Consider the following 23946-nt stretch of genomic DNA (forward strand, 5'->3'; position numbering starts at 1 on the left):
TTAGCGAAGAAGTCTTACATACGGGCTTATTATACACGTCGCCGCTCTGTGACGTAGTCTTTGTCACACTTTTTCCACTGCATTGTTGATTTTTGCGTACCGTTTTCCGGTTTTCCCCGCCCTTTGCTGCAATCAAAACAAAACGCTGAAGCCGCCTCGTAAATCGTGACTTTGCAGATAGTCAGGTCAAAACGGGAGGGGTATACCTTGCGCAAAACAGGGAGGCGTGACGATGTGGAAATGGGCTGGAGTGGTGTTAATGCTGTGGAACGGCTACGGAATGGCGGTTTGCCCCGCCTGGTCGCATGCCAGAGCGGAAAAGGAAATTGCGGAACTCAGCGCGCAGGTCGCCCGCTGGAATCAAGCCTACTGGCAGGAAGGAAAAAGCGAGGTCAGCGACGAGGTTTACGATCAGCTCAATGGCAGGCTCACGCAATGGCGGCGCTGCTTTAGCGATGAGCCGCTATCGGATGATGTTCCCTCGGTCAGCGGGACGGTCAAACACCCTGTTGCGCATACGGGCGTGCACAAGGTGGAGGGGAAGGAGGAGCTACGTCAGTGGATGCATGCCCATCATGACCTGTGGGTGCAACCCAAAGTGGATGGTGTCGCAGTCACGCTGGTCTATCGGAAGGGAAACTTAGTGCAGGCCATCAGCCGTGGCGATGGGATAAAAGGTGAAGACTGGACGGCGCGAGTACAAAAAATCCCGTCGATACCTTTAACCCTACAAGGGCCATTGTCGGAGAGCGTTCTACAAGGCGAGCTGTTTTTGCGAAGCGAAGGGCATATCCAGCAGCAGATGGGGGGCATGAACGCCAGGGCCAAAGTGGCGGGAATGATGATGCGCCAGAATGATAGCTCGGTGCTCGATAATCTTGGCGTGTTTATCTGGGCCTGGCCGGATGGCCCAGCCGATATGTCGCAACGTCTTGCGGAACTGTCCAGGGCGGGTTTTCCGCTGACTGGGCGTTATACGCGCGCTGTTCAAACCGCAGATGAGGTAGAGCAAAACAGAACCGACTGGCTGACATCACCTCTGCCGTTTGCCACTGACGGCATTGTGATTCGCTCCGCGATTGAATCTGCGGGCGAGCGCTGGTTGCCCGGGGAGGGAGACTGGGTGGTTGCGTGGAAATACTCGCCCGTCTCTCAGCTTGCTGAAGTTAAAGCCATCCAGTTTGCCATTGGGCGTACGGGAAAAATAGCCGTGGTTGCCACTCTTGAGCCTGTGCAGTTGGGCGACAAACGTGTGCAGCGAGTGAGCCTGGGTTCCGTTGGGCGCTGGCGAACGCTGGACATTGCGCCAGGCGATCAAATTCTGGTGAGTCTTGCCGGGCAAGGCATACCGCGTTTCGATAAAGTCGTATGGCGTGACGCCGAGCGAATTAAACCTGTGCCGCCCGAGCCGCATTTCAGCCCGCTGACCTGTTTCTATGCTTCGCCCGATTGCCTGGAGCAGTTTTTTGCCCGTCTGGTCTGGTTGAGTTCGAAACGCATTCTCAATATTGAAGGGACAGGGGATTCAGGCTGGCGATTGCTGCATCAGGCTCATCATTTTGAGCATATCTTCTCATGGCTGGCGTTGAGCAAAGAGCAGCTTCAAAATACGCCGGGTTTGAATGTGGGTCGGGGTTTGCAGCTGTGGCATCGCTTTGAGTTCGCGCGGCAGCAGCCTTTTATTCGGTGGATTGGCGCGCTGGGTGTGCCATTACCGCAGGCGGCAGCGAAAGCGCTGAATGCCTCTTCGTGGCAGCAATTACGCGATACTGATGCGGGAAGCTGGGGCCAGCTTCCCGGCGTCGGCCCGGAAAAAGCGCGAAAGCTGGTCGAGTTTTTCCATGATCCTACGATCGAGACCCTGGCGTCCTGGCTGGGTAAGCAGGGCGTCCAGGGGTTTTAGAGTACTTGTTTTAGAACTCAATGCGAGTCGTGCGTGTAATGAAACACGGGCAGCCCCAGCTTCAGGCGCAGCGCCAGCATACGTGCGGTAAAACCGAACAGCAGCGTGGCGATGACGACGACATCGTGGCTCGACACATAATGCTGCAGGGCGATATACAGCACCGCAGAGGCGAACGAAATACCGGCGTAGAGCTCTTTCTGGAATACCAGCGGAATGCGTTTACAAAACATATCGCGCAACACGCCGCCAAATACGCCGGTCACGACCGCGGCGATGGTGGCGATGATCGGGCCTTCACCCATATCCAGCGCGATTTGCGCACCGATAATGGAAAACACGATCAGCCCCAATGCGTCCAGGACCAGAAACAGGCGGCGCAGGTGCGGCATGACAGGGGCGGCAATTGTCGTCAGCACCGCGGCAACGGCCACGATGACGACATATTCTGGATGTTTGACCCAGCCAAGTGGGTAGTGTCCCAGCAGGATATCGCGAACCGATCCCCCGCCCAGTGCCGTGGCGGTGGCGATAATGATGACACCGAAGGTGTCCATACGACGACGCCCGGCAGCCAGCGCGCCCGTCATCGCTTCGGCGGTGATACCGACCAGATAGAGAATATGTAAAAGCATTATCGCCTCCAGAGAAACTGGCGGCAGAGTAGCCTTTTGTGGTGTGGATCACGATTGAGATTTTCTAAGGCGAAGCGATTTGGCTTAGTTAAACTAATAAGGAAATAGGTTTTTTAGCAGAGTGGTGAAAGGTTTTCTTGTGTGGTAATCGATTTTAAGCGTGAGAAAAAGTAATGGGTAGCTCGCGTTGAGCTACCCTGATGATTACTCGATATTCTGAATCTGAATATCGATTTCATTGTTATTTTCTTTAATAATCAGCGTGTTGATAACAACTAAAGATCTTTAAATCGATATTTACTCCCCGAATCACCCCCCGTATAGTTTACTTAAATATTGAGTTATAGACGGAGAGGATGAGTGAAAAACTGGACAACTGAACATACCAAAGAAATCAAGAAATGGTTAGATATCGACACATATCGTAAGTTCGAAGATCTCACCCTTCTACAGTTATACCACGAGCTGTGGGCCAGAACACTGTTCTTCAAAAGCTACAGGGAGGATTTTGAGGCAAAAGCCCTAATGGGATACTTCGAAAAAATTTTCAGCGGAAATCCATTCTTGATTGAGGAAAAGCAACTTGGCTATATGGCACCGGACAACCGATTGTTTCAACCGCCTCATTTCTTTCTAACTACACTTGAACGACTTGCTGAACTGAGCATCATCTCAATGCAACGGGGCACTTTTGTGTGGCATGGCGATGATAAGTATTCAATCAACGGTGAGCTACAGGAAGAAACTCTCTACGAAAGTTTACCCGACCAATTCCAAAGAACAGTCATGTTAGAAGTTGATCTCTCAAGTGGTACAGACGACGAAATTGCGGAATCACTCAAAGCGGCTTTACCTCAGTGGCGTAAATATATGGAAATAAAGGAAAATCCGCTGGATTCCGTTCGCTTTGGATATGGAACCATTAAGAAGCTTATCAACTATCGAATCATACCTATGCTCGACATTTTAGTGTGGACAAAGATTAAACAGATTCGTATATCGGATGATCGCCTGTCCAGGCTGCTTTATACCGATGATGATGATGAAAGTCAGATCAGACTTCACTATCATGTCAAAGATACCGACAGACCACTTGCCCTCAAAGCAACCTCACTAGACTTCATCAGGCAGTTTTATTACTTCATAAACAAGAATAGTCATTTAAAAAACATGAGAGTTTCAGACACCATGAAACTCTCTGATTCTGAAAAGAGTTAATTTCTATCATTTAGGTGTTATGAAGTTCGCTACTTTTGTTGCTGATTCATTTATATAGTAATTCCCATCGCAACTGAAATGAGGAATAAAATATGAATCAGCAGAATACTCGCCTTATTCGTTTACCAGAAGTTATCGACAGAACTGGATATGGTAAGGCTTGGATTTATCATCTTATCAATCAAAACCTATTTCCAGCCCCGATTAAAATTGGTGCTCGTGCAGTTGCTTTTATTGAAAGTGAAATTGAAAACTGGATCTTAGAAAAAATTGGGAATTCACGAAATTAAAACTGTGAGATTTAGTTATAGTGGTAATGTAAACTTTGAAGCCTAATTTAGGGTAAAATTTACAATATACTTTACAATAGTTGTAATAGATAATATTTATAAGTGTTTGCGAGAAATGACTCTGGATAATTGATATTTTATTCAGACTAATATTTATTTCTGTAAACATTAGTGCTTTTTCTCTATGCAAATCATAGCATTAATAATAAAGCCATCATAAAAATATTTGTAAAATTATAATTAATAAAATATATATCCAGAGCAATCTATTAAATGTAAAATTTAAAAGGAGGGGGTATGTGCATTTATAGTGTAAGGAAAACAATTTTCGAAAACGGGGAAAGATATTGTGTCTTAATTAATAAAAAAACATTAAAGCCATTATTTCACCCTAATATGTATCTAACAGCCAATTTTCGAAATAAAGGGCTTTCTATTAATACAATTGAATCTAATGCTAAGGTGTTAGGTTTGTTGCAGTCTTTTTTCGATGAAAAGAACATGAATATAATGGAAAGGATTTCAGGAAGAAAATTTCTTACTTCTTATGAAATTGATGACTTAACTCAATACTTGACAAAACGCCATAAGGTAAGAAAGGTTGTTAATATCAATAGTAATATTTTAAAGGATTATACTAAATATAGCAGACTAAGCACTGTTGCTAATTATTTAGAGTGGCTCTGTGAGTATTTGATAAGGTGCGATTACGAACGCCGTGAGGATATATCGAGGTTTATAAATAGTATTAGGGAAAGAAGACCAAGGAAACAAATAGATTTTGATTTCTATACTAAAGTTCAAAAGTCATTAAGCGATTCACAGATAGTCCAGATTTTTAAGTGCTTACAACCGGAATCCGAATTAAATCCTTTTAGAAAATCTGTTCAATCACGAAATGAATTAATTATTACTATGTTGTATTGCCTCGGCATTCGTGCTGGAGAATTACTCAATTTAAGAATCAGTGATATAGATTTTGAGAAGAAGATTATAAAAATAGTCCGAAGGCATGACGATATATTCGATGATCGATTAAATCAACCATTAGTTAAAACTCTCAATAGGGACTTGTATTTTTCCGATTGGTTAGAAAGTAAAATATATAACTATATGACTGGTGAAAGACAGAAATATTCTAAAAAAAACAAACACGATTTTTTGTTCATATGTCAAGGTAGTTTATCGAAGAGTGGTTTCCCTTTAACCATATCTGCATACGAGAAAATGATTATGAAAATAAAACGAATAGACCCAGCATTGAATGATTTTTCAGGGCATCGTCTTAGACATACTTGGAATTATGTATTTTCTAAAGAGTCATCAAATCTTCGAAAAGAAGGAGTAAGTTTTGAACCTGAAGAGATTAGATCTTATTTAATGGGTTGGTCTCCAAACTCAGGGACAGTAAAGTTCTATAACCGTAAATTTAATATAGAGCAGTCTAATTTATTGATGAGGAAGGTGCAAATGAAAATAGAGTGTTTTTTAGGTGGAGGTCAAAATGAATAAAGCGAGATTAACACAGTATAATAATGATTATATATTGAGTAGTTCTGGATATGAAGTCAATACTTTTGATGATAACTGGAAAATAAGCAAAAACTGTAATCTGAATATTGCTGAAACTCTAAAATATTTAAATGAAGGGTTATATGATGGTTTTATAAAAACAATGACTTATTTTGTAAGTGAGTTAAGTGATGGTTATGCGGAGCATGTTTTCCATACTTTTAACAAAATGATTAATAAACAGGTAGTAGATTATATCGATGAATCATTAATATTAAACTTTATGGCTAGGTTGGGTAAAAATCGTTTATATCAATTCAGTAAATTAAAAGTAATGCTAAACAAATGGCACTCATTAAATTTTCCTGGAATAGATTCAAAAGTCATTAAACTATTTAATGAGATAAAAATAAAAAAATATGGCTATGGTGATGTTGTAAAAATGAGGGACCCAAATAAAGGACCTTTTAATATTGACGAGTTGAAGTGTATTTCAAATGCTACGGAAGAGGCTTATAAGACAGGGAAAATAAGTATCCATACTTACGCCATGCTAAAACTTTTATTGCATAGTGGGAGAAGGATTTCGCAATTAACAGCCTTGAAAAGGAAAGATCTATTTAATGAAAATAGTATTTATTATTTGAATGTACCAAGAAAAAAACAGAGAGGTATAAATAAAGGAAGCTATAGAAAAGTTGAAATAAATGAATCGTTATGGGACACATTGCATAGAATATTAGATATTAATACCGAGATTATTTCTGATTTTCTTGGATGTGAGTTAAATTATAAAAACATTGATAAAACCCCTATTTTCTTATCAACATATAGCTTACGAAATTTAGACAGGGATATTGGTATTGAACACTATTTAGAAAATGAAGATCTTCATATAACTACAGGATCAATGAATCGTGCAATAGCATCATTGTCTAAGAAAATGAAATTAATCTCTCCAAGAACGGGGAAGATTATACGAATTAGCTCAGTCAGATTTCGATACACATTTGCCACAATGTTGGCTAAGTCCGGTGAAAGTTTAGCATCAATTGCTATGTCTTTGGACCATTCAGGAACAGGAAGTGTAGGCTGCTATGTTCAGAACCTTCCTGATAATGTAATAGACATAGATAAAGCGATATCTAAATATCTTGAGCCTATATCTGACATTTTTTTGGGTAAACAAGTTTATGAAGGCGACATTTTACTTAATATCTTTGTTAGCGACATTCAAGGATGTAGAACAGAAAAAAATGTATTAATTAAAGGTTGTAATGAATGCAAACATTTTAACAGATGGTGATATTATGGAAAATTTAATTTTTGAATGTTCGAAGTCAAAAGCAGAGGATAACGTCAGTGATTTCATAAGTTTTTGTAAAAGTAAGCTTAACGTCTATGGCTCTGACTTCGATTGGAATAGTAATGTATGGAAGGGGTTTTATACATTTAGAAAACTCGATGCCAAGAAAGGGATTTTAAATCCGCAAGATGTTTTGGATTGTGAGTTTTTAGATTTTGCGAAATCATTTATTATTTACCATCAGGCTCTTGGTAATAAAGTAAAACTTAAGGAAGAAATGAGAGCTTTAAAGCTTATCGAGAAATCGCTTCTACAGTTGACAGGAAAAGCTAAAATAATTAACTGCACGATTATGGTATTTGATAATGCAATTAGGATCTCAAAATCTAAGTATAGTCTTTCAGTTGTGAATACAATTGGGAAAACATTAGAACGTATATCCAAATTTCTTATAAAGAATAATTTTGTTAAATCTTACTCCATGAAATGGGTTAGTCCTATTAGGGCTAAGAAATCAGCAGATAGAAAATCTATAGAGGAAATTATTGGAAAAGATGGAAAACTTTCTGATTTAAAGGCAATGGAGGCTTTAGCAAGCATCTTTGCTAAAGAGGATCATTTGCTTAGTTCAAAAGACATTTTTACTACATCCATATTTGCTTTATTGATGTGTGCCCCATGCAGAATAAACGAAATTTTATCTCTTTCAGAAGATTGTGAAATATTTGAGAGTGATAGTGAAGGAGTCGCTCGTTATGGATTAAGGATTTATACATCTAAAGGAGCTGGGGCAGATATAAAATGGATATCTACTGCTATGGTTCCAGTTGCGAAGAAAGCTATAGCAAGATTAAGACGCATTTCCGAGCAGGCAAGAGGATTAGCTCAATGGCATGAAAATTTAAAAGAAGAAGTATTTATGACAGCGACATGTCCTAATATCAATCCAAATAAGCCTCTAACTGTCATAGAGGTGTGCCAAGCATTAGGATATGATATAACCGAAAGAGAAAAATGCAAAGATAAGTTAAGACGATTAGTTTTAAATTATGGGATAAATAACTTAATACGATATGATTTTAATTTTACATTAAAGTCATTATGGAATGAAATTCGTAGTTTCAAGCCGAAAGAATTTCCATATTTGGATCAATATTCAAAAACCAAATATAGCAATGCGTTGTGCTTGATAAATGAACATCAATTACATTCAATGAAAGACACTAATGAATGGAAATTGTATCGACCTACATATAGCTTTTTTATGACTGACATTAATAAAAACTCTGCTGTAAACAAACTTTATAAGAATATTTTTGAACGTCATGGGTTTTATGATGAACATGGAATACCCTTTTCCATGCATTCACATCAACCAAGGCATTTGTTGAATACATTTGCTAAGTTTGGCGGTATGAGTGAACTAAACATTGCAAGATGGTCCGGTAGGAGAAACATCTATCAAAACAAGTATTATGACCACACATCAAAAGAGCACATGCAATCTTTCGTTAAAGCATTGGGTATTGATGATACAAAACCTCACTCATGTCCAAATTTAGATAGGGATATTAACAAGGAATCTAAAGTCATTAATCTTGAGAACCTAATTCATGGTGCGTATCTATTCTCTACTATTGGTTATTGTCAGCATAATTATGCTATTACTCCATGTTCAAGATACCCTGGTTTAAATTTGGAAGATATAAATTCTTCTTTGAAAGAAAAAATTGAAAAACTTATCTCAATAAATTATAAAGATAAAGAAGATGGCGTTTATGGTGCTGAAAGATGGCTTGATCATAATTTGATTCACTTAAAAGGAATAAATAATAATTAGAGAGGTTTTTATGGCGAAACATTTAACGAGAAGAGAGATTAATTATATTGTAGGTTGTATAACAAATTGGGACGATAGTAAAAATAAATTGACTTGGGAAAATCTCTGTACCCTTATATCTAAAAAGTTAGGAAGGAGGCCTACTCGTCAAGCTCTAAACGCACACAAAGAAATAGTTGACTCGTTAAGATTTAAGAAAAAAGTATTAAAAAGAGAAGCTACAGGCTTACAAAAGCCAGATAATCTAATCTCCGCACAGAAAAGAATAGCCACTCTCGAAATAAAAGTTAAAGAATTAGAGATGGCTAATAAAGTTTTGCATGAAGAAAATGTTAAACTAAATTATTGTTGTTATCTAAAAGGAATAACAGAAAACGAGCTAAATTCATACTTTCCTGAAATCGATAGATGCAATTGATAGGTTTTAACTATTGACATGATTAATAATTATGATATTTATTTAATTGTCAGGATGAGAAAAATAAATTGCAAGGATGCATATTATGGAAAAATTAAATACTATGGAGCGTTTTCTAATTCTTTTTGAACGTTTCGTGAAGAAACTCGAAGAGTCTGGACTATCAGAATCAGATATAATTGATAAATCTTACCTTTTTTGTGTTGGATTTTATATAAAGTATAAAAATGACATAGATAATATAGAGTTAGCTAATAGAGATGTCGTTTTATCTTTTATGCTTACCTCTTATTACTGCTTCATAAATAATATAGAAAATAGAGTAGTCGATTCTGATAAAATAAGAAGAATGTGCAGTCTTCTTATTCACTTTATTTTGAATAACAAAACAAATAGTGAAAATGTTTTCATTAACGAAAAAAGAAAGTATGATAGATCTCTGTTGGCTATGAGTTTGAGGAAAAGGGACATCGAGTATAATAAAAGTCATGGGCATAAATAGTATCTTTAGCTTTTGAATTTTCAACCTGAAAGCTATGTCGTATCTTCCCCACCGAAAAAAGTGGCTTGACTATCATCGATAGATGAACAAGAAGTTCTCTCCAAAGCGGAATTCCTTCACATTTCTCAATTACATACCCTTAGATGAACAAAAAAGCACCCATGAGGGTGCTTTTGCTGCTACTATACACTTGGACCACAGGTCCTTAAAATAACAATTATAAAGAAGGAGGTGGATTATGAATAATAATCTCACAAACCTGCTAAGGATAGCGATTTTTATCAGCATCCTTTTGTATAGCCAACCGGTTTACTAAGGGGTTGCTGATATATGGCTACCAGTGCTAGCTGGTAGCCATATTATTCAACTTATGACGTACCATTTTCCTGTTGTCAAAATTAATTACTATAAAATGAGAAAAGCCTGTATTCAGCTTACAGGCTTAGTCATTTATTAAAAGTGTTCTATGCAGCATTCAAATTCTGGTCGAAGATCTCCATCCATTGATTAAGTTGAGATTTAAGATCATTAATGCCCTTACGAGAGTTAAAAGAATCATTGCGAGGATAAAACCGGATATGCCACTCTGGTTTACGAACGTCTTTCACACGGATAAAGAAACCTGTATCAGCGATGTTTTGACCTAATGTTTTACCGTTCTCTCTGATACTACTCAAACCAGCACCTGCAACCTCACCTCCATATTTAATGTTGTAGCGCCATTCTTTGATATCATTAAAAGAATAGGTTTTTGCTCCTGCGCTATTTTTAAGAAATACTTCTTGTTTATTTTTGTCTAACCGAATCTCGCAGTCATTGAATTTATGAATATAGATACCATCATTATTTTCATTCAGATAATTGAATGTAGCATCATTGTTTTTCCTAACGACATATTTGCCATAAGCTGTTGCACATAGCATCGCACTGATAAAAAACAGGGGCACCCAATAAACTGACATGACCTTACTTCCTCCGAAATAAGCGACAAGTACAGGGAGTGCAATCGCCAGCATTACACGCTTCATCATGAAGAATTTCATACGGTTTTTCCTGTATGATAGAACGATATTAAAAATAGGCTAGTAAAATCAGTCTATTAGCCGATAATTCCTTCAAAGTACATTTTGTACAAAGCTGTAAAGTTATCAAATCATTTGTACCGATCGATATTTTGCAGTTTGATAGTTTATAGCTATCATGAGTGATTAATCGATCGATTATAACGATCAATTATTTTGTCATAAAATCAGCAGCATAGGAGTTTTTAGGATGGCTTGTGCTAAATTTTCAGTCTAAAAGTGTTTGTTTTCACAGATTTTTCAACAGAAGGAACAGATGGTAGGTCTATAGAAAGTGGTGAAGCAGAAAAAATCTTGGGAGGCTGTTTAAACGCCCTTAACAACGGATTACGTAGTTTTTTGACGGTGTTAACTATTTTGTCTACCCAGGGAATGGTTTCTATCCATCGCATCGCTACGTCAACATAGCTTTTACCACGAGTTTTATCATCAACCACAAATGAGACAGCCTCAGGTGAGGCAAGCTGTATGTCTTCCATATCTATTCCAACGAAAAAACTAGATGTCTCGGTTTTTCTGTTAACTATGGTCGGGGAATCAATGATGATGAACGGCTCTAAGTTTTTCCATGAATACTTTTTACCAAGCTGCGAAGCTTTGAATGAAACGTTGTTATACTCAAACGAAAAACCATTCATCCTTCCTGTTGACGCTCTGTTAGGAACAGCTTTTATCTTCTGAGCTGCAAGCTGCTGCACAAACTCTTCTTCGGAAATCTTGCTGGTTATGAGTGTGTCTATAGCTTCCTGTATGACTGTTTTAGAGCATAGCTCACCAGTTCTTTTTTCCTGCATCGTTTCATTACGAGTTTTTTTGCGCTTCGGTTTAGGAGAGGGCGAGGTTGATGATGCTTTAGCCTCTGGCCCTTTGGTTCTTGTCAGATTGTAATCTCTTTCAAGTTGCTGAATTACTCTCGTACTTGCCAGGTTCTCGTTCCTGCCGAGGTATAGCTTGCCTGCATCAAGAGAAACTCTGCTTGCTATTATGTGGATGTGTTGACCGTCTTTGTCATCGTGCAACACATAGCATCTGAGATGCGTTTCAGAGAACCCCATGCGTTTCATATAGTCATCTGCTATTCCAGACCATTGAGCATCAGTCAATGTCTCGTTCTTTGGCAAACGAAGTGAATTGTGCCACACTGGTTTTGCAACATCTGAGCGAAGCGTTTTTGTAGCATCAAACTCAGCTATTAGCTCTTTAGCGAAGCTCCCTATCATATTGCCACCTATAACAACTGGAGCAACTTTATGATGAGAAGCGGATCGTAATGCATACAGCACTACGCCAGCAAAGCTCTTACCTCGCTTTATCTTCTGCATCCCCTTCATTCATTTTTCTCTCTCCATAGATCTGCACTGACAAGATTCATACGAAGCTCATATATCTGGCGCTTCACTGCGAATAGTTCTGTTTGCGTCAGAGAGCTACCCTGGCTTTTGTTATCCAGATGAGCGACAAGCTTGTTCAGCTTCTGTGAAATTTCGCTCAGAGATTTCCAGGCTTCTATATTTATTGGTGGAACCATTACGGGAAGCTTATCAAGAGAAGCTAATCTGAGCCATTCACCCTTGCTTTTATCACCACGTTTCGTGTTGAGAAGCTGTAGTTCTTCATGGTTGAATCGGGCGCTGACACAATGGATTCGCAATGATTTTGCTGGGACTTTGTTGTTCTTCTTACAGAATGGTAATGCTATAGTTTCTTTCATAGAAGCTCCTTTTCGTATATTAGGTTTTGTATTACTTTTATTGTGAGCAATTCCGTTGCGGCACTCTGTACATTTATATTTCAAAAATGTGATATGTCAATATTTTGAATTTGACCCGGCTCTTCTTTTTCAACCGAAGGGCGAAAAACAAGGGAACTCAAAGAAGCGTAGCTTCGATGAGTTAGCCCTTGCTTATGGATTAAACTGTGGGAGACTTGACATAAATAGATATTACAAGTATTAAATGATTAAATTTAATATGAGATGATCCTTATGATAGAAAAAGAGCAATTAAAGTGGCAAGTTATATCAGCTATATATGATATGAAATTTAATATTGATAACTTAGATGATTATTTTGAAAAGAATGTTGATAAAATATCTGAGTTTATAGTTACGTATGGAGAGGAAAGCTTCCATCAGTATATATTGGGTCTTGAATATGATGCATCAATGAAAGTCATTTCATTAATATGGGAAAAATACAATAACCGTGGTGCTTTTCAATTGTATATATCAAATTCTCTACTACTTATTTGAACGTATTGAAATATCCTGAACAATAGTCCATACTCTTTTAACTTACAAAGGAGGGACTATGACAAATAAAGCATACAAATCAGGAGATAGTCAAAAAAATCTGATTCCTATAGAGGTTTGGCTGCTTGATCACAATCTTAGTATACCATGTTGTATTATTTGCGATCAGCGTTTAACTACGAAATCTAAAGCTGCTCAGAAAAGGGCGCATTTTGCCCATAAGCCTGGTTCTAGTTGTCCATCGATAAACAAAAATAATATTCCATTCTCAAATTTGATAAATATTCCAAAAGATCCATCCTTGAGGGTTGCCGCAAAGAACTGGACTAAAGAAAACTTATGGAATATTTATTTTAAGATTAGAAAAGAATTTCCCCAACTCAATTTTAATTGGTATGATATGCAAAATTGTTTAAAGAATGCTAACCAATTAGATATTTGGTCGTATAAGGGAATGCAATTTGACTACATATCTTATGTGCTACTTGTATGTTGTTCACTATTTCAATCTTACAAAACTACTAAAAATGGTCCTAGCCGAAAATCCGACATGTTTTTTGTATTTGAGCCAATACCTTCTTTAAATAATAGCCCTAATGCTCCTTGGAACTCTTTTGGATTGCAAAAGAGATATATTTACGTTGTAGATATTACTTTACAACAAGTAGACAAAATAGAGATGGTTTTATCGACTCCTGAGCCAGTTCAATACGCATTAGCAAAGAAACTGCTATAAAATAACAAGTTCCAATTCGGTTGTTTTTGTGGTATTATAAAGGGTGCATCTTTAGAAGATATAATTTAGGAATATCATGAAGAAAAACTTAGAACTGGATCTTGCCACAAGTTTCCAAGCTGTCAATAAGCAGACTGAAGATAAAATGTGCTTTAAGTCTGGCGCTATGCACATGGCGGGCTTGCTAAAGGGCGACTCCGCTTCTTGCCTGAAAAAACTTCCAGACAACGTATTCAACGTTGCCGTTACTTCTCCACCTTATTTCTGGGTAAGAGATTATGGTTATGAAGGACAATTAGGGCACGAAGCATCCGTTGAAGCTTACATTGAACAATTGATGACGGTATTCGATGAAGTAAAGCGAACTTTACATCCAGAAGGCGTATTTTTCCTTAATATTGGTGATACATATTATTCTGGCAATGGGCAGCCGCATGGTCGCGATCCTAAGTGTGCCTCCAGAGATTTTTTACGGCAGAAGGTTAGACCTGTAGACCAAAGTGGTTGGGATATACCTAAAAAAAGTTTAATCGGTATCCCGTGGAAAGTTGCGTTTGCTATGCAGAACCGTGGATGGACTTTGCGAAGTTCTATCATTTGGAACCGTTGTAATGCATTTGTCGAGCCTACGGCAAGAGATCGTCCTTACAGACAATATGAGTTCGTTTTCATGTTTTCCAAAAGCCGTTTTTATAGCTTCGATCGTTCTATGCTTGTTGAAGAAGATGTATGGAATATCCCTATCGAAAGAAGTCGTCGAGCTAATCACAACGCCTCATTTCCCTCTGAATTAGTAAGAAGATGTATTGAGATCGGTAGTCCTGTGGGTGGGCATGTGCTAGATCCATTCGTAGGTAGTGGTACTACCATTTTTACTTCTTTAGCTAATGATCGCAATGTTGTTGGTATCGATATGAGTCCCGACTACATTGATTTTATTGACACATCCCTTGAGGCAGATGGTCATCAAAGGATTGAGTTTAATAAAATTATTCAAAGAGTCTCACAGCCATCACCTTTATGGAATTCTTGGACTGGTAATAAAGCCAATTTTAGAAAGCCTGGAAATAAAAAATAAGGGATTACCATGAAATACTTCAAAATTTCATCAATTATCGAGGCGATAGAGCATCTCCAACAGTTCAATGGAAATTGGCTTTTGCCTGCTTTCGTATTTGCTTCTAATGAAGTGAATACAACAGAAGTTGTTGATATGTCTAAGAAGTTAGGTACGGATCACTTTTTGGACAGGTATTTTAATGGTAATTTATTGGATATTCCCCCAACTAAAAGAGGTAATAATCTCCTTCGCCCCCGTTTTAAAGACGTTGTTGGTTGGAAAACTGGCCCCTATAGTGGGGATTTTGTTATTCGGCAAGATACTAAGATGTGGGGTAATCTTTTTTCATCTCGTGGATATAGAGAGATGAGATTGCAGGGGTTAATTGAAGGAGAAAAATCTCTTGTTAAACTAACGGATCAGTTCCAACCAAGGTTTGAGAATGAAGTCCCAGATAGTTTCAGGTTTGAATATTTCCTCATATGGTTATTTGCATTTAAAGGATTCCCAGACAATATAGATTCGTGGGAGTTGTTATTCAATCTTCTTTTAAATCAAGAGCTTGGTATAGATAATTTTCCTCCGGCTTTCCATGAAAGATTTAGAGTTTTTGGTGATATACCTTGGCCTGAATTAGATAATGAAAAACAATCATCGAATATATTATTAGAAAATTTAGCTCCGAAATTCAAAGAGACTTTAGTAAGTGATTCTATCGCTGAAGATGAAATAGTAGAACCTGAGATAGGTGATGATGACAGTATATACTCTGAAATTATGGCATCCATCCGTAATCAGGAGAGTTTGAATTTTTTATTTGTAGGGCCCCCTGGTACTGGCAAAACTCACTATGCTCGAAAAATAGCCAATAAAATCGCCAGTGAGGAAAATATAATATATCTTCAATTTCACCCAGCTATAAGTTATGACGACTTCGTTGAAGGGTTTAGACCAAAATATTCTGAAGTGAATCAGAATATTACCTATGAACTGGCACCAAGACTTTTTTTAGAGTTTTGTGAGAAGGCTAAGTTGAGTGATGATAAACCTCATGTCATCGTTATAGATGAATTAAATCGAGGTGATGTCCAAAGAATATTTGGTGAGGCTTTAACGTATATAGAAAGAGATTATAGGAATAAAATTTTCACCTTGCCATTCTCTGGCAAAGAAGTTTTTATACCTGAAAATATAATTATATTAGCTACAGCTAATCCCTATGACCGTTCCATTACTGAGCTTGATGATGCTCTTTTGAGACGGTTTTGGGTTATAAATTTTGAACCGGATCAACTCACTCTTGAAAAAAAATTACAAGATGAAGGGATAGAAGATTCGTTAATAAGAAAAATTATTTTTGTATTTAATTTGATAAATAATGCTTTCCCAAATGGTTTTGGTCATGCTGGATTTATGAAAGTTAAGTCTCAAGAAGATTTAATGTCTATATGGAAAGCTAAAATATCTCTTCCCTTAAAAAGAGCATTATTGCATGATCGAAGCAAGTATGAAGAGACTAAACAGAAAATAATTGAACTATTAACTGATGACAATTTCGAGTGAAAATAATTAGAGATATAATATGAATTACTCTAAAACATTGGTAATAGATTTGTTTGAAAGGGAGACTAGACGTTTCCCTAAAGAAATGCTTTACGATCAATTCGGTAATTCACTTATTTTTGAAAGTGCCAGGAAGTTATCCGTAATAGATTTAAGAGATACAATTAATGGCATTGAATTAAGGGTTCTTGGCATTGTAGGGCTATTGCCTTTAACAAGCGAAATAATCATAAATATCAAACCAAAGTTCCCTATTGTCAATCTTTGGGAAATGGTCAGAATTTCAGATGTATCTTGCGATTCATTATTACCATTTCTGCGAAGCTATGAAGTTAATGATAGTGATGTTCCTTTAAAAGTGCTTTTAAAGAGTTTTTGTTTTTTCTTAAGACCTATCTTAGATAGCTCTTTTACAAGAAAATATAAATTAGAAGAAGAAGATGGTGTTTATAGGCCTAGTTTAAACTTCGGGCGAACTTTTAAAAAACATATTTTAAAAGGCAATCATTATACTGTAGCCTCAGATGTATTCATTTTCTCAAGAGATATTGTTTTAAACCAAACAATTAAGAAAAGTTGTTTGGCGTTTCTTCAAAAATCACGATTGCTTAATAACGTTGAAGAGGAGAAAAATATTCTTCTAGAAGCGCTGAGTATATTGGAAGTGCTTGAGCCGCGTCAAATGAATCCAGACTATCATACGTTGCTGAATCAGGCTGACTCTGTTAATAAAAAACATTATGATGGTCTTCTTACTACTTATGCAATTCTTTTAGGTTATAAAAAAATAGGTTTCTCTTTCAATCCAGACGGAACTAGTATGCCTTCTTTTCTCTTTAATATGGATGTTGTTTTTGAAAACTTTATAAGGAATTGCATTTCGAGTTATTTTATGAAGTTTGGAGTTCGTGTTTTTGATGGAAACCAAAAAAAACATCAAGGCATTCTCTTTTCTGATAATAAAAGGTTTCCAGTTAAACCTGATTTGATTTTTAAAAAAGAGAAGGTTCCTATCATGCTTGGTGAGGTAAAATATAAGCCTAAAATTGATGAGTCTGACCGTTATCAATTAATTAGTCATGCGACAGCACTCAAAACATCCGTGGCATTATGGATATCTCCTTCAATGGATGAAAATACTGACCTCGAATTTATTGGTACAATAAATAGTGGTATTAAATTTTACCATTGTAAGTTTAGTCTCAAAGGTGATATTAAAAAATCGATAGAACAAATGAATCAGAGTATTAAAAAATCACTTCTAAAGTTGGAATAATGAAGTGTTCAAATGGTTTTTTGATAAACTTTCTGAAAGCCTTTGCAAGGCTTCTTTTCTTTCATCAAAATAATCATATCTGTCATAAATACCTTCTACACCCTTCAACTTGTGGTTCAGGCATCTTTCTGCGACATGTGGGGGGACAGACAGTGATGCAAGTAAACTTCTGCAAGTCCTTCGTAAGTCATGGACAGTGAAGTATTCAATATTTCCCATTACATTAGGTGGTTGTTTCTTCTTACCTGTTTCTACCCCGAATAGCTTCGCTATGGCTCTGTTGAGCGTGTCTTTTCCCATATGTAGATTCTTACTGGATCTGCGGTTAGGAAAGACATAATCAGAACCAAAAGCTCTGACCTTTAGCTCTTTTAACATTTCAATTGCCAGTGGTGGTAGCGGAATCACAATGCCCACTCCTGACTTACTCCTTTCTTTTGGTAAAGACCACTTTTTCTCATCAAGATCAAATTCTGACCAAGGCGCTTCCGTAAGTTCACTTTTTCGAACTGCCAGCAGTAGAAGTAGGGCACATGCAAGGTAGTTATCACGAGAGAAGCTGTCAGATTGTTCTCTGAAAACTTTAAACACCTGACCAATTTCTTCCAGACTCAATGCTCTTTCTCTGCTTTTTTCGATTCCACCTGCATCATTGACCTTAAACGCAGAAGCTGGATTGTTTAACAATAATCCAAGCTTGATTGCATGGTCGAAGAGTTGCTTCATGTAGAGTAGGGCATCATTTGAAATAGTTGGTCTTCCGCTATCTGTAATTTTTTGCAGAATTGACCTGACATCAATGGGGGTTATCTTCGTCAAAGAAAGTTGACCAATAGTAGGGGCGATATCTTTCCTGTATACCCTTTCTGGGATTTGTGGATGCTTCAACCGCTTAACCAGGTCTTTGTGCCAGTCTTCAAACAATCCATCTACAGTCGTGAGTTGCTTAGGGCGATTGAGTTTCCGTTCAGCAATAGGATCATCTCCGGTGGCAACTTTTCTTCGAGTATCCTCAGCGAGGCTACGTACCTCAGACAGAGATAGATGGGATACCTTGCCAAGTGTGAGTTCTCGTCTCTTAGAGCCGATTGTGTATCGAAGCATCCAATACGCCTCACCTTTTTGTGGGACTTTCAGGTACAAGCCTCGCCCATCTCCAAACTTCCCCGGTTCTCCTGCTTTGATGAGAGCCTGAACCGTCCTGACCGTGAGTGAGGTCATATACCTATCCTGATGAAAATCGTTGTGGGGGGTATATGGTTATAAACTGCCAGAAGAGACTAGTAAAGCAAAAACACTCCCCCATTTACTCCCCACTAGGTGGTGGTTTTTAATGGATTTTAGTGGTCTTTAATAGACTATCATTTAAATAAAAAAGCCCATTTAACATGGGCTTATGGATGTGAGTAGACTTTGAAAGAATTTACTCGATATTTTGGATCTGCTCGCGCATCTGCTCAATCAGCACTTTCAGCTCAATTGCAGAAGTGGTGACTTCGGCATTGATTGACTTGGAGGCTAGCGTGTTCGATTCGCGGTTGAACTCCTGCATCATAAAATCGAGGCGACGACCAACGGCTTCTTTTTTCTTCAGAATGTTGTAGGTCTCTTTGACGTGCGCTTCCAGACGATCCAGCTCTTCGGCCACGTCGACGCGCTGCGCCATCAGGACCAGCTCCTGCTCCAGACGGGTATTTTCCAGTTGAACTTCGGCGTCTTCGAGTCTGGCAAGCAGGCGTTCGCGCTGCCACTGCAGGACTTCTGGCATGTGGGCGCGTACTTTCAGGACTTCTGCGCTGACGCCTTCGAGACGCTGCTCGATCATCGCTTTCAGCGCCTGGCCTTCGGTTTCACGGGCGATGATAAAATCGTCCAGCGCGCCATCGAGCGCACCCAGAATCTCGGTGGTGATCGCATCCAGATCTTGTTCACCGGCCGCCATTACGCCAGGCCAGCGAAGAATATCAACCGGGTTGATTTCACCCTCGTCGCTCTGCATCTTGACCCAGTTCGCGGCGTTCACCAGCTGTTTAGCCAGTTTTTCGTTGAGGATCAGCTCCCCCTGGGCGCTCGCATCGGGTTCAAAACGCAGGTTACATTCCACTTTACCGCGCGTCAGGCGAGCACGGATACGTTCGCGAACGACCGGCTCAAGGCTGCGAAACTGCTCCGGCATACGGAAATACGTTTCCAGATAGCGCTGGTTTACCGAGCGCATTTCCCAGGTAGCGCTACCCCAGCTACCCTTGATTTCACGCCGGGCGTAGGCGGTCATACTGCGAATCATAGACATGTCCGTTTTTAGAGGAGAGATGGGGGGATTATAGCTTTCGGGGCTTTGTCAGGATAGGAATAAGCGCGTTTAATCCGTATAATGCGCAGCCACATTCGTTTCAAGCCGGAGATATCATCATGCGTCCAGCAGGCCGTAGCGCCAATCAGGTGCGCCCTGTCATCCTGACCCGTAACTATACAATACACGCTGAAGGCTCCGTGCTTGTTGAATTCGGTAACACCAAAGTGCTGTGCACCGCCTCTATCGACGAAGGCGTACCGCGTTTTCTGAAAGGCCAGGGCCAGGGTTGGATCACCGCCGAATACGGCATGCTCCCTCGCGCCACCCACACCCGTAACGCTCGCGAAGCAGCGAAAGGCAAGCAGGGCGGCCGCACGATGGAAATCCAGCGCCTGATTGCTCGCGCACTGCGCGCGGCGGTCGATCTGAAAGCCCTGGGCGAATTCACTGTTACCCTCGACTGCGACGTGATTCAGGCAGATGGCGGCACGCGTACGGCGTCCATCACCGGCGCTTGCGTTGCTCTTGCCGATGCGTTGAACAAGCTGGTTGCCGCGGGTAAGCTCAAAACCAACCCGATGAAAGGGATGGTTGCCGCGGTCTCCGTTGGGATTGTCAAAGGCGAAGCCCTTTGCGATCTGGAATACGTTGAAGACTCCGCAGCAGAAACCGACATGAACGTGGTGATGACCGAAGACGGTCGCATCATTGAGGTGCAGGGCACGGCAGAAGGCGAGCCGTTCACCCATGAAGAGCTTCTTACCTTGCTGGCGTTAGCCCGAGGGGGAATCGAATCCATTGTCGCGACGCAGAAAGCGGCGTTAGAAAATTGATTTTAAGGGCGACGTTGTCGCCCTTTTTTTTGTCCGTAGAAAAGTAAGATGAGGAGCAAATCCATGAAACCCTATCAGCGCCAGTTTATTGAGTTTGCGCTTAACAAGCAGGTTCTTAAGTTCGGCGAATTTACGCTGAAATCCGGGCGTAAGAGTCCCTATTTCTTCAATGCCGGCCTGTTTAATACCGGGCGCGATCTGGCTCTTTTAGGCCGCTTCTACGCCGAAGCGTTGGTGGATTCCGGGATTGATTTCGACCTGCTGTTTGGCCCGGCCTACAAAGGCATTCCGATTGCCACCACCACCGCGGTGGCGTTGGCGGAACACCATGATCGCGACGTGCCGTACTGCTTTAACCGTAAAGAAGCCAAAACCCACGGCGAAGGCGGTAATCTGGTCGGTAGCGCGCTGCAGGGCCGGATCATGCTGGTGGACGATGTGATCACCGCCGGAACCGCGATCCGCGAATCCATGGAGATCATTCAGGCTAATGGCGCGACGCTCGCAGGCGTGCTGATCTCTCTCGATCGTCAGGAGCGTGGCCGCGGTGAGATTTCGGCGATTCAGGAAGTGGAGCGCGATTACAGCTGCAAAGTGACGTCGATTATCACCCTGAAAGACCTGATTGCGTATCTGGAAGAGAAGCCTGAGATGGCGGATCACCTGGCGTCAGTGCAGGCGTATCGGGAAGAGTTTGGCGTCTGAGTGAATTGCCCGGTGGCGTGGCGCTGTGACCGGGCCTGCGTGTCACCCATGCCGGATAAGGCGTAGCCGCCATCCGGCAAGAGGTTTACTGCAGCTGTGCGGCCACTAACGGCCAGCGGGTATCGAAATCGTCCGTCGGGCGATATTTAAACTCGCTGCGCACAAAACGGGAGAGCATCCCTTCGCAGAAAGCCAAAAGCTGCCCGGCCAGCAAGGTTTCGTCAGTGACATAGCCTTCGCCTTCACGCATTTTCTTCTCACGCAAAACCTGACGCAGCTGCGCTTCAATACGCTCGAAAAGCTGATTGATGCGCCCCTGAAGTTTGTCCTGCTCAAACATCAGCGCGTGGCCGGTCAAAATGCGGGTCAGACCCGGATTGCGTTCACCAAACCCCAGAATTAGCAGCACGATCAGACGTAAGCGCGACGTGGTGTCTTTTTCGTCTTTTAAAATCAGGTTGATACGGGTGATCAGGCTGTCTTCGATAAATTCGATCAGGCTGTCAAACATCCGCGTTTTGCTGGGGAAATGACGGTACAGCGCCGCTTCTGACACGCCCACGGAGGCCGCCAGTTTTGCGGTGGTGATGCGTTGACTGCCATCGCTGGATTCAAGCATCAGAGCCAGAGATTGAAGTATTTCCTCGCGACGATTCCTTTTCGCGGTTTGTTTTTCTGCCATGTTACAAAATACCCCTGAAAATAAGCGCTTTTACGGCGAGCATCCACACAGCGACCGCAAACTGTCGTTTGCGGTGTGTTATCGCGTTATGACGCTGTGAGATGCATATCGTTGGGCTTATTTGCGCCCTGAGTGGCCGAAGCCGCCTTCGCCGCGATCGGTGGCGTCAAAATCTTCCACCAGATTAAATTCAGCCTGAACCACCGGCACAAAGACCATCTGCGCGATACGTTCGCCCGGCTCAATGGTGAAGCTGTCCTGGCCACGGTTCCAGACGGAGACCATCAGCTGACCCTGGTAGTCAGAATCGATAAGCCCAACCAGATTGCCCAGCACGATACCATGCTTGTGGCCCAGGCCAGAGCGAGGCAGGATCACTGCCGCAAGCGATGAGTCGGCAATGTGAATCGCCAGACCTGTCGGGATAAGCGTGGTCGCGCCCGGCGCCAGCTCTACGGCGTCGTCGAGACAGGCACGCAGGTCAAGACCGGCAGAACCGGAGGTGGCATAGGTCGGCAGCGGGAATTGCTGACCAACACGCGGGTCCAGAATCTTAACGTCGATTTTTTTCATCATAACGGGTAACGATCTCGTCCAGTAATTGTTGGCCCAGGAGTTCCTTGCGCTCAAGCGGTAAGACTTTATCTCCATCCTGCCAGAAAAGGTGCAGTGCATTGCTGTCGCTGTTAAATCCTTGCGTCGCCAGCGATACATCGTTCGCGCAAATCAAATCGAGATTTTTGCGGGTACGTTTTTGCCGGGCGTATTCTTCCACATTATTCGTTTCTGCGGCAAATCCAACGACGTAAGGTCGATGGGTTTTTAATGCGGCAACGCCGGCGACGATGTCGGGGTTTTTCACCATTTTTATCGTTAATTCATCGCCTTGCTTTTTGATTTTCGCCTCAGCAATCGTTTCTGCACGGTAATCCGCGACGGCCGCGCAGCCGATAAATATTTGCTGTTTCTGAGCGTGAGCCTGAACTGCGGCTTCCATTTCCAGCGCCGTCGTCACGTCGATGCGCTGCACAGAGGCGGGCGTTGGTAGCGAAACCGGCCCGCTCACCAGCGTAACCGTGGCACCGCGTTTTGCCGCGGCGGCGGCAATGGCGAAGCCCATCTTGCCGGAGCTGTGGTTGGTGATGTAACGCACCGGGTCGAGTGGTTCGCGCGTCGGGCCTGCCGTAATCATGATGTTGAGATGTTGCAGGTCGTTGACAGGGGCGAAATGGGTGGCGGCCATATCGACGATGGCAAGGGGATCCAGCATGCGTCCTGGGCCGATATCACCGCAGGCCTGGCTGCCGCTGTCAGGGCCCCAAATCAGCAGGCCGCGAGAGGCAAGAACCTCCAGGTTATGCTGGGTGGCGGCGTTGCGGTACATCTGCTGATTCATGGCCGGCACCACGGCGACCGGGGCGGGCGTGGCGAGACAAATGGTCGATACCAGGTCGTTTGCCATACCGGCGGCAACGCGTGCGATTAAATCAGCCGTTGCGGGGGCGAGGATCACCAGATCGGCCCATTTGCCGAGCTCAATGTGGCCCATCGCCGCTTCGGCTGCCGGGTCCAGCAGACTGTCAGAGACCGGATATCCCGACACTGCCTGCAAACTCAGGGGCGTGATAAAGGCCTTACCGCCTTCGGTTATTGCGACCCGCACATCGGCCCCGCGCTCGCGCAAACGGCGCACCAGATCTGGCGTTTTATAGGCAGCAATGCCGCCGCTCACGCCAAGAACGATTTTTTTACCGGCCAGGCTCATCATGATTCTTTCCTGTTGGGTTTCACCAGAGAGCGGGCATTTTATCACAATCCCAAAAGTGACGTGATTTTGT

At 41.6% G+C, this 23946-nt stretch carries 24 protein-coding genes; 15 read left to right on the forward strand and 9 right to left on the reverse strand.

The features are described from left to right. The first annotated feature begins 232 nt into the window (after positions 1–232). Positions 233–1903, forward strand: coding sequence for an NAD-dependent DNA ligase LigB (ligB, locus tag AC3WS9_RS00460; RefSeq protein ID WP_492486121.1), 1671 nt, complete (start codon positions 233–235; stop codon positions 1901–1903). Between the two features lie 17 nt (positions 1904–1920). Here ligB and AC3WS9_RS00465 read toward each other — a convergent pair whose 3' ends face one another. After that, a complete protein-coding gene (locus AC3WS9_RS00465) occupies positions 1921–2538 on the reverse strand; it encodes a trimeric intracellular cation channel family protein (RefSeq protein WP_282492061.1) in 618 nt (205 codons plus the stop codon). Positions 2539–2898: 360 nt separating this feature from the next. On the opposite strand from AC3WS9_RS00465, the gene AC3WS9_RS00470 reads away from it, so the two are divergent. From AC3WS9_RS00470 to AC3WS9_RS00500, 7 genes are all read left to right on the forward strand, one after another. Continuing rightward, positions 2899–3756 (forward strand): DUF6387 family protein, encoded by an 858-nt coding sequence (locus AC3WS9_RS00470; RefSeq protein WP_161617329.1) that lies wholly within the window; start codon positions 2899–2901, stop codon positions 3754–3756. Between the two features lie 92 nt (positions 3757–3848). Further along, positions 3849–4046 (forward strand): helix-turn-helix transcriptional regulator, encoded by a 198-nt coding sequence (locus tag AC3WS9_RS00475; RefSeq protein WP_021463370.1) that lies wholly within the window; start codon positions 3849–3851, stop codon positions 4044–4046. A gap of 297 nt (positions 4047–4343) precedes the next feature. Beyond that, complete coding sequence (locus AC3WS9_RS00480) at positions 4344–5558, forward strand: tyrosine-type recombinase/integrase (protein ID WP_492486124.1); 1215 nt, start codon at positions 4344–4346, stop codon at positions 5556–5558. Beyond that, positions 5551–6864: a tyrosine-type recombinase/integrase gene (locus AC3WS9_RS00485; protein ID WP_492486126.1), complete on the forward strand. Its 1314-nt coding sequence runs from the start codon at positions 5551–5553 to the stop codon at positions 6862–6864. Before AC3WS9_RS00480 ends, AC3WS9_RS00485 begins: the two co-directional genes overlap by 8 nt. After that, complete coding sequence (locus tag AC3WS9_RS00490) at positions 6836–8704, forward strand: DNA-binding protein (RefSeq protein WP_492486128.1); 1869 nt, start codon at positions 6836–6838, stop codon at positions 8702–8704. Before AC3WS9_RS00485 ends, AC3WS9_RS00490 begins: the two co-directional genes overlap by 29 nt. A gap of 10 nt (positions 8705–8714) precedes the next feature. Beyond that, positions 8715–9122: a hypothetical protein gene (locus AC3WS9_RS00495; protein WP_039585675.1), complete on the forward strand. Its 408-nt coding sequence runs from the start codon at positions 8715–8717 to the stop codon at positions 9120–9122. An 85-nt stretch (positions 9123–9207) separates the two neighbouring features. After that, complete coding sequence (locus tag AC3WS9_RS00500; protein WP_492486130.1) at positions 9208–9624, forward strand: hypothetical protein; 417 nt, start codon at positions 9208–9210, stop codon at positions 9622–9624. A 464-nt stretch (positions 9625–10088) separates the two neighbouring features. On the opposite strand, the gene AC3WS9_RS00505 is transcribed toward AC3WS9_RS00500, so the two are convergent. The 3 genes from AC3WS9_RS00505 to AC3WS9_RS00515 all read right to left on the reverse strand — a co-directional run bounded on the left by AC3WS9_RS00505 (position 10089) and on the right by AC3WS9_RS00515 (position 12417). After that, the gene (locus tag AC3WS9_RS00505) at positions 10089–10667 is read right to left on the reverse strand and encodes a DUF4755 domain-containing protein (protein WP_436912440.1); all 579 of its coding nucleotides are present in this window, start codon (positions 10665–10667) and stop codon (positions 10089–10091) included. A 239-nt stretch (positions 10668–10906) separates the two neighbouring features. Next, entirely contained in the window at positions 10907–12037 is a 1131-nt protein-coding gene (locus AC3WS9_RS00510; protein ID WP_492486133.1) for a relaxase/mobilization nuclease domain-containing protein, read from the reverse strand. Beyond that, on the reverse strand, positions 12034–12417 hold the full coding sequence (locus tag AC3WS9_RS00515) for a hypothetical protein (RefSeq protein ID WP_492486135.1): 384 nt from the start codon (positions 12415–12417) through the stop codon (positions 12034–12036). Before AC3WS9_RS00515 ends, AC3WS9_RS00510 begins: the two co-directional genes overlap by 4 nt. 273 nt (positions 12418–12690) lie before the next feature. Between AC3WS9_RS00515 and AC3WS9_RS00520 the strand changes: the two genes are divergently transcribed. The 5 genes from AC3WS9_RS00520 (at position 12691) to AC3WS9_RS00540 (ending at position 17592) form a co-directional block, all read left to right on the forward strand. After that, the gene (locus AC3WS9_RS00520) at positions 12691–12957 is read left to right on the forward strand and encodes a hypothetical protein (RefSeq protein WP_063925773.1); all 267 of its coding nucleotides are present in this window, start codon (positions 12691–12693) and stop codon (positions 12955–12957) included. Positions 12958–13015: 58 nt separating this feature from the next. Then, positions 13016–13693: a hypothetical protein gene (locus AC3WS9_RS00525; protein ID WP_492486137.1), complete on the forward strand. Its 678-nt coding sequence runs from the start codon at positions 13016–13018 to the stop codon at positions 13691–13693. Between the two features lie 76 nt (positions 13694–13769). Next, positions 13770–14771: a DNA-methyltransferase gene (locus AC3WS9_RS00530; RefSeq protein ID WP_063925772.1), complete on the forward strand. Its 1002-nt coding sequence runs from the start codon at positions 13770–13772 to the stop codon at positions 14769–14771. Between the two features lie 9 nt (positions 14772–14780). Continuing rightward, positions 14781–16316 carry an McrB family protein gene (locus AC3WS9_RS00535; RefSeq protein WP_342186018.1) on the forward strand — a complete coding sequence of 512 codons (1536 nt, stop codon included), beginning with the start codon at positions 14781–14783 and terminating at the stop codon, positions 16314–16316. A 19-nt stretch (positions 16317–16335) separates the two neighbouring features. Next, positions 16336–17592 carry a 5-methylcytosine restriction system specificity protein McrC gene (locus AC3WS9_RS00540; RefSeq protein ID WP_492486139.1) on the forward strand — a complete coding sequence of 419 codons (1257 nt, stop codon included), beginning with the start codon at positions 16336–16338 and terminating at the stop codon, positions 17590–17592. Here the strand turns inward: AC3WS9_RS00540 and AC3WS9_RS00545 are convergent. Continuing rightward, complete coding sequence (locus AC3WS9_RS00545; protein WP_492486141.1) at positions 17578–18813, reverse strand: tyrosine-type recombinase/integrase; 1236 nt, start codon at positions 18811–18813, stop codon at positions 17578–17580. The genes AC3WS9_RS00540 and AC3WS9_RS00545 overlap by 15 nt on opposite strands. Before the next feature lie 202 nt (positions 18814–19015). After that, positions 19016–19879, reverse strand: coding sequence for a YicC/YloC family endoribonuclease (locus tag AC3WS9_RS00550; RefSeq protein ID WP_282492060.1), 864 nt, complete (start codon positions 19877–19879; stop codon positions 19016–19018). 125 nt (positions 19880–20004) lie between these two features. Between AC3WS9_RS00550 and rph the strand changes: the two genes are divergently transcribed. Together rph and pyrE are read left to right on the forward strand one after the other, a co-directional pair. Further along, positions 20005–20721, forward strand: coding sequence for a ribonuclease PH (gene rph, locus AC3WS9_RS00555; RefSeq protein WP_285146221.1), 717 nt, complete (start codon positions 20005–20007; stop codon positions 20719–20721). 63 nt (positions 20722–20784) lie between these two features. Beyond that, on the forward strand, positions 20785–21426 hold the full coding sequence (gene pyrE, locus AC3WS9_RS00560) for an orotate phosphoribosyltransferase (protein WP_282492058.1): 642 nt from the start codon (positions 20785–20787) through the stop codon (positions 21424–21426). 85 nt (positions 21427–21511) lie between these two features. Here the strand turns inward: pyrE and slmA are convergent, their stop codons facing one another. The 3 genes from slmA to coaBC form a co-directional block, all read right to left on the reverse strand. Continuing rightward, entirely contained in the window at positions 21512–22108 is a 597-nt protein-coding gene (gene slmA / locus AC3WS9_RS00565; RefSeq protein ID WP_095280150.1) for a nucleoid occlusion factor SlmA, read from the reverse strand. Between the two features lie 117 nt (positions 22109–22225). Continuing rightward, complete coding sequence (gene dut / locus AC3WS9_RS00570) at positions 22226–22684, reverse strand: dUTP diphosphatase (protein ID WP_282492056.1); 459 nt, start codon at positions 22682–22684, stop codon at positions 22226–22228. Next, positions 22662–23873 (reverse strand): bifunctional phosphopantothenoylcysteine decarboxylase/phosphopantothenate--cysteine ligase CoaBC, encoded by a 1212-nt coding sequence (gene coaBC / locus AC3WS9_RS00575; protein ID WP_285158531.1) that lies wholly within the window; start codon positions 23871–23873, stop codon positions 22662–22664. Before coaBC ends, dut begins: the two co-directional genes overlap by 23 nt. Positions 23874–23946 lie beyond the last annotated feature (73 nt).

It is taken from the genome of Lelliottia sp. EB106-05-01-XG201 (assembly GCF_058791735.1).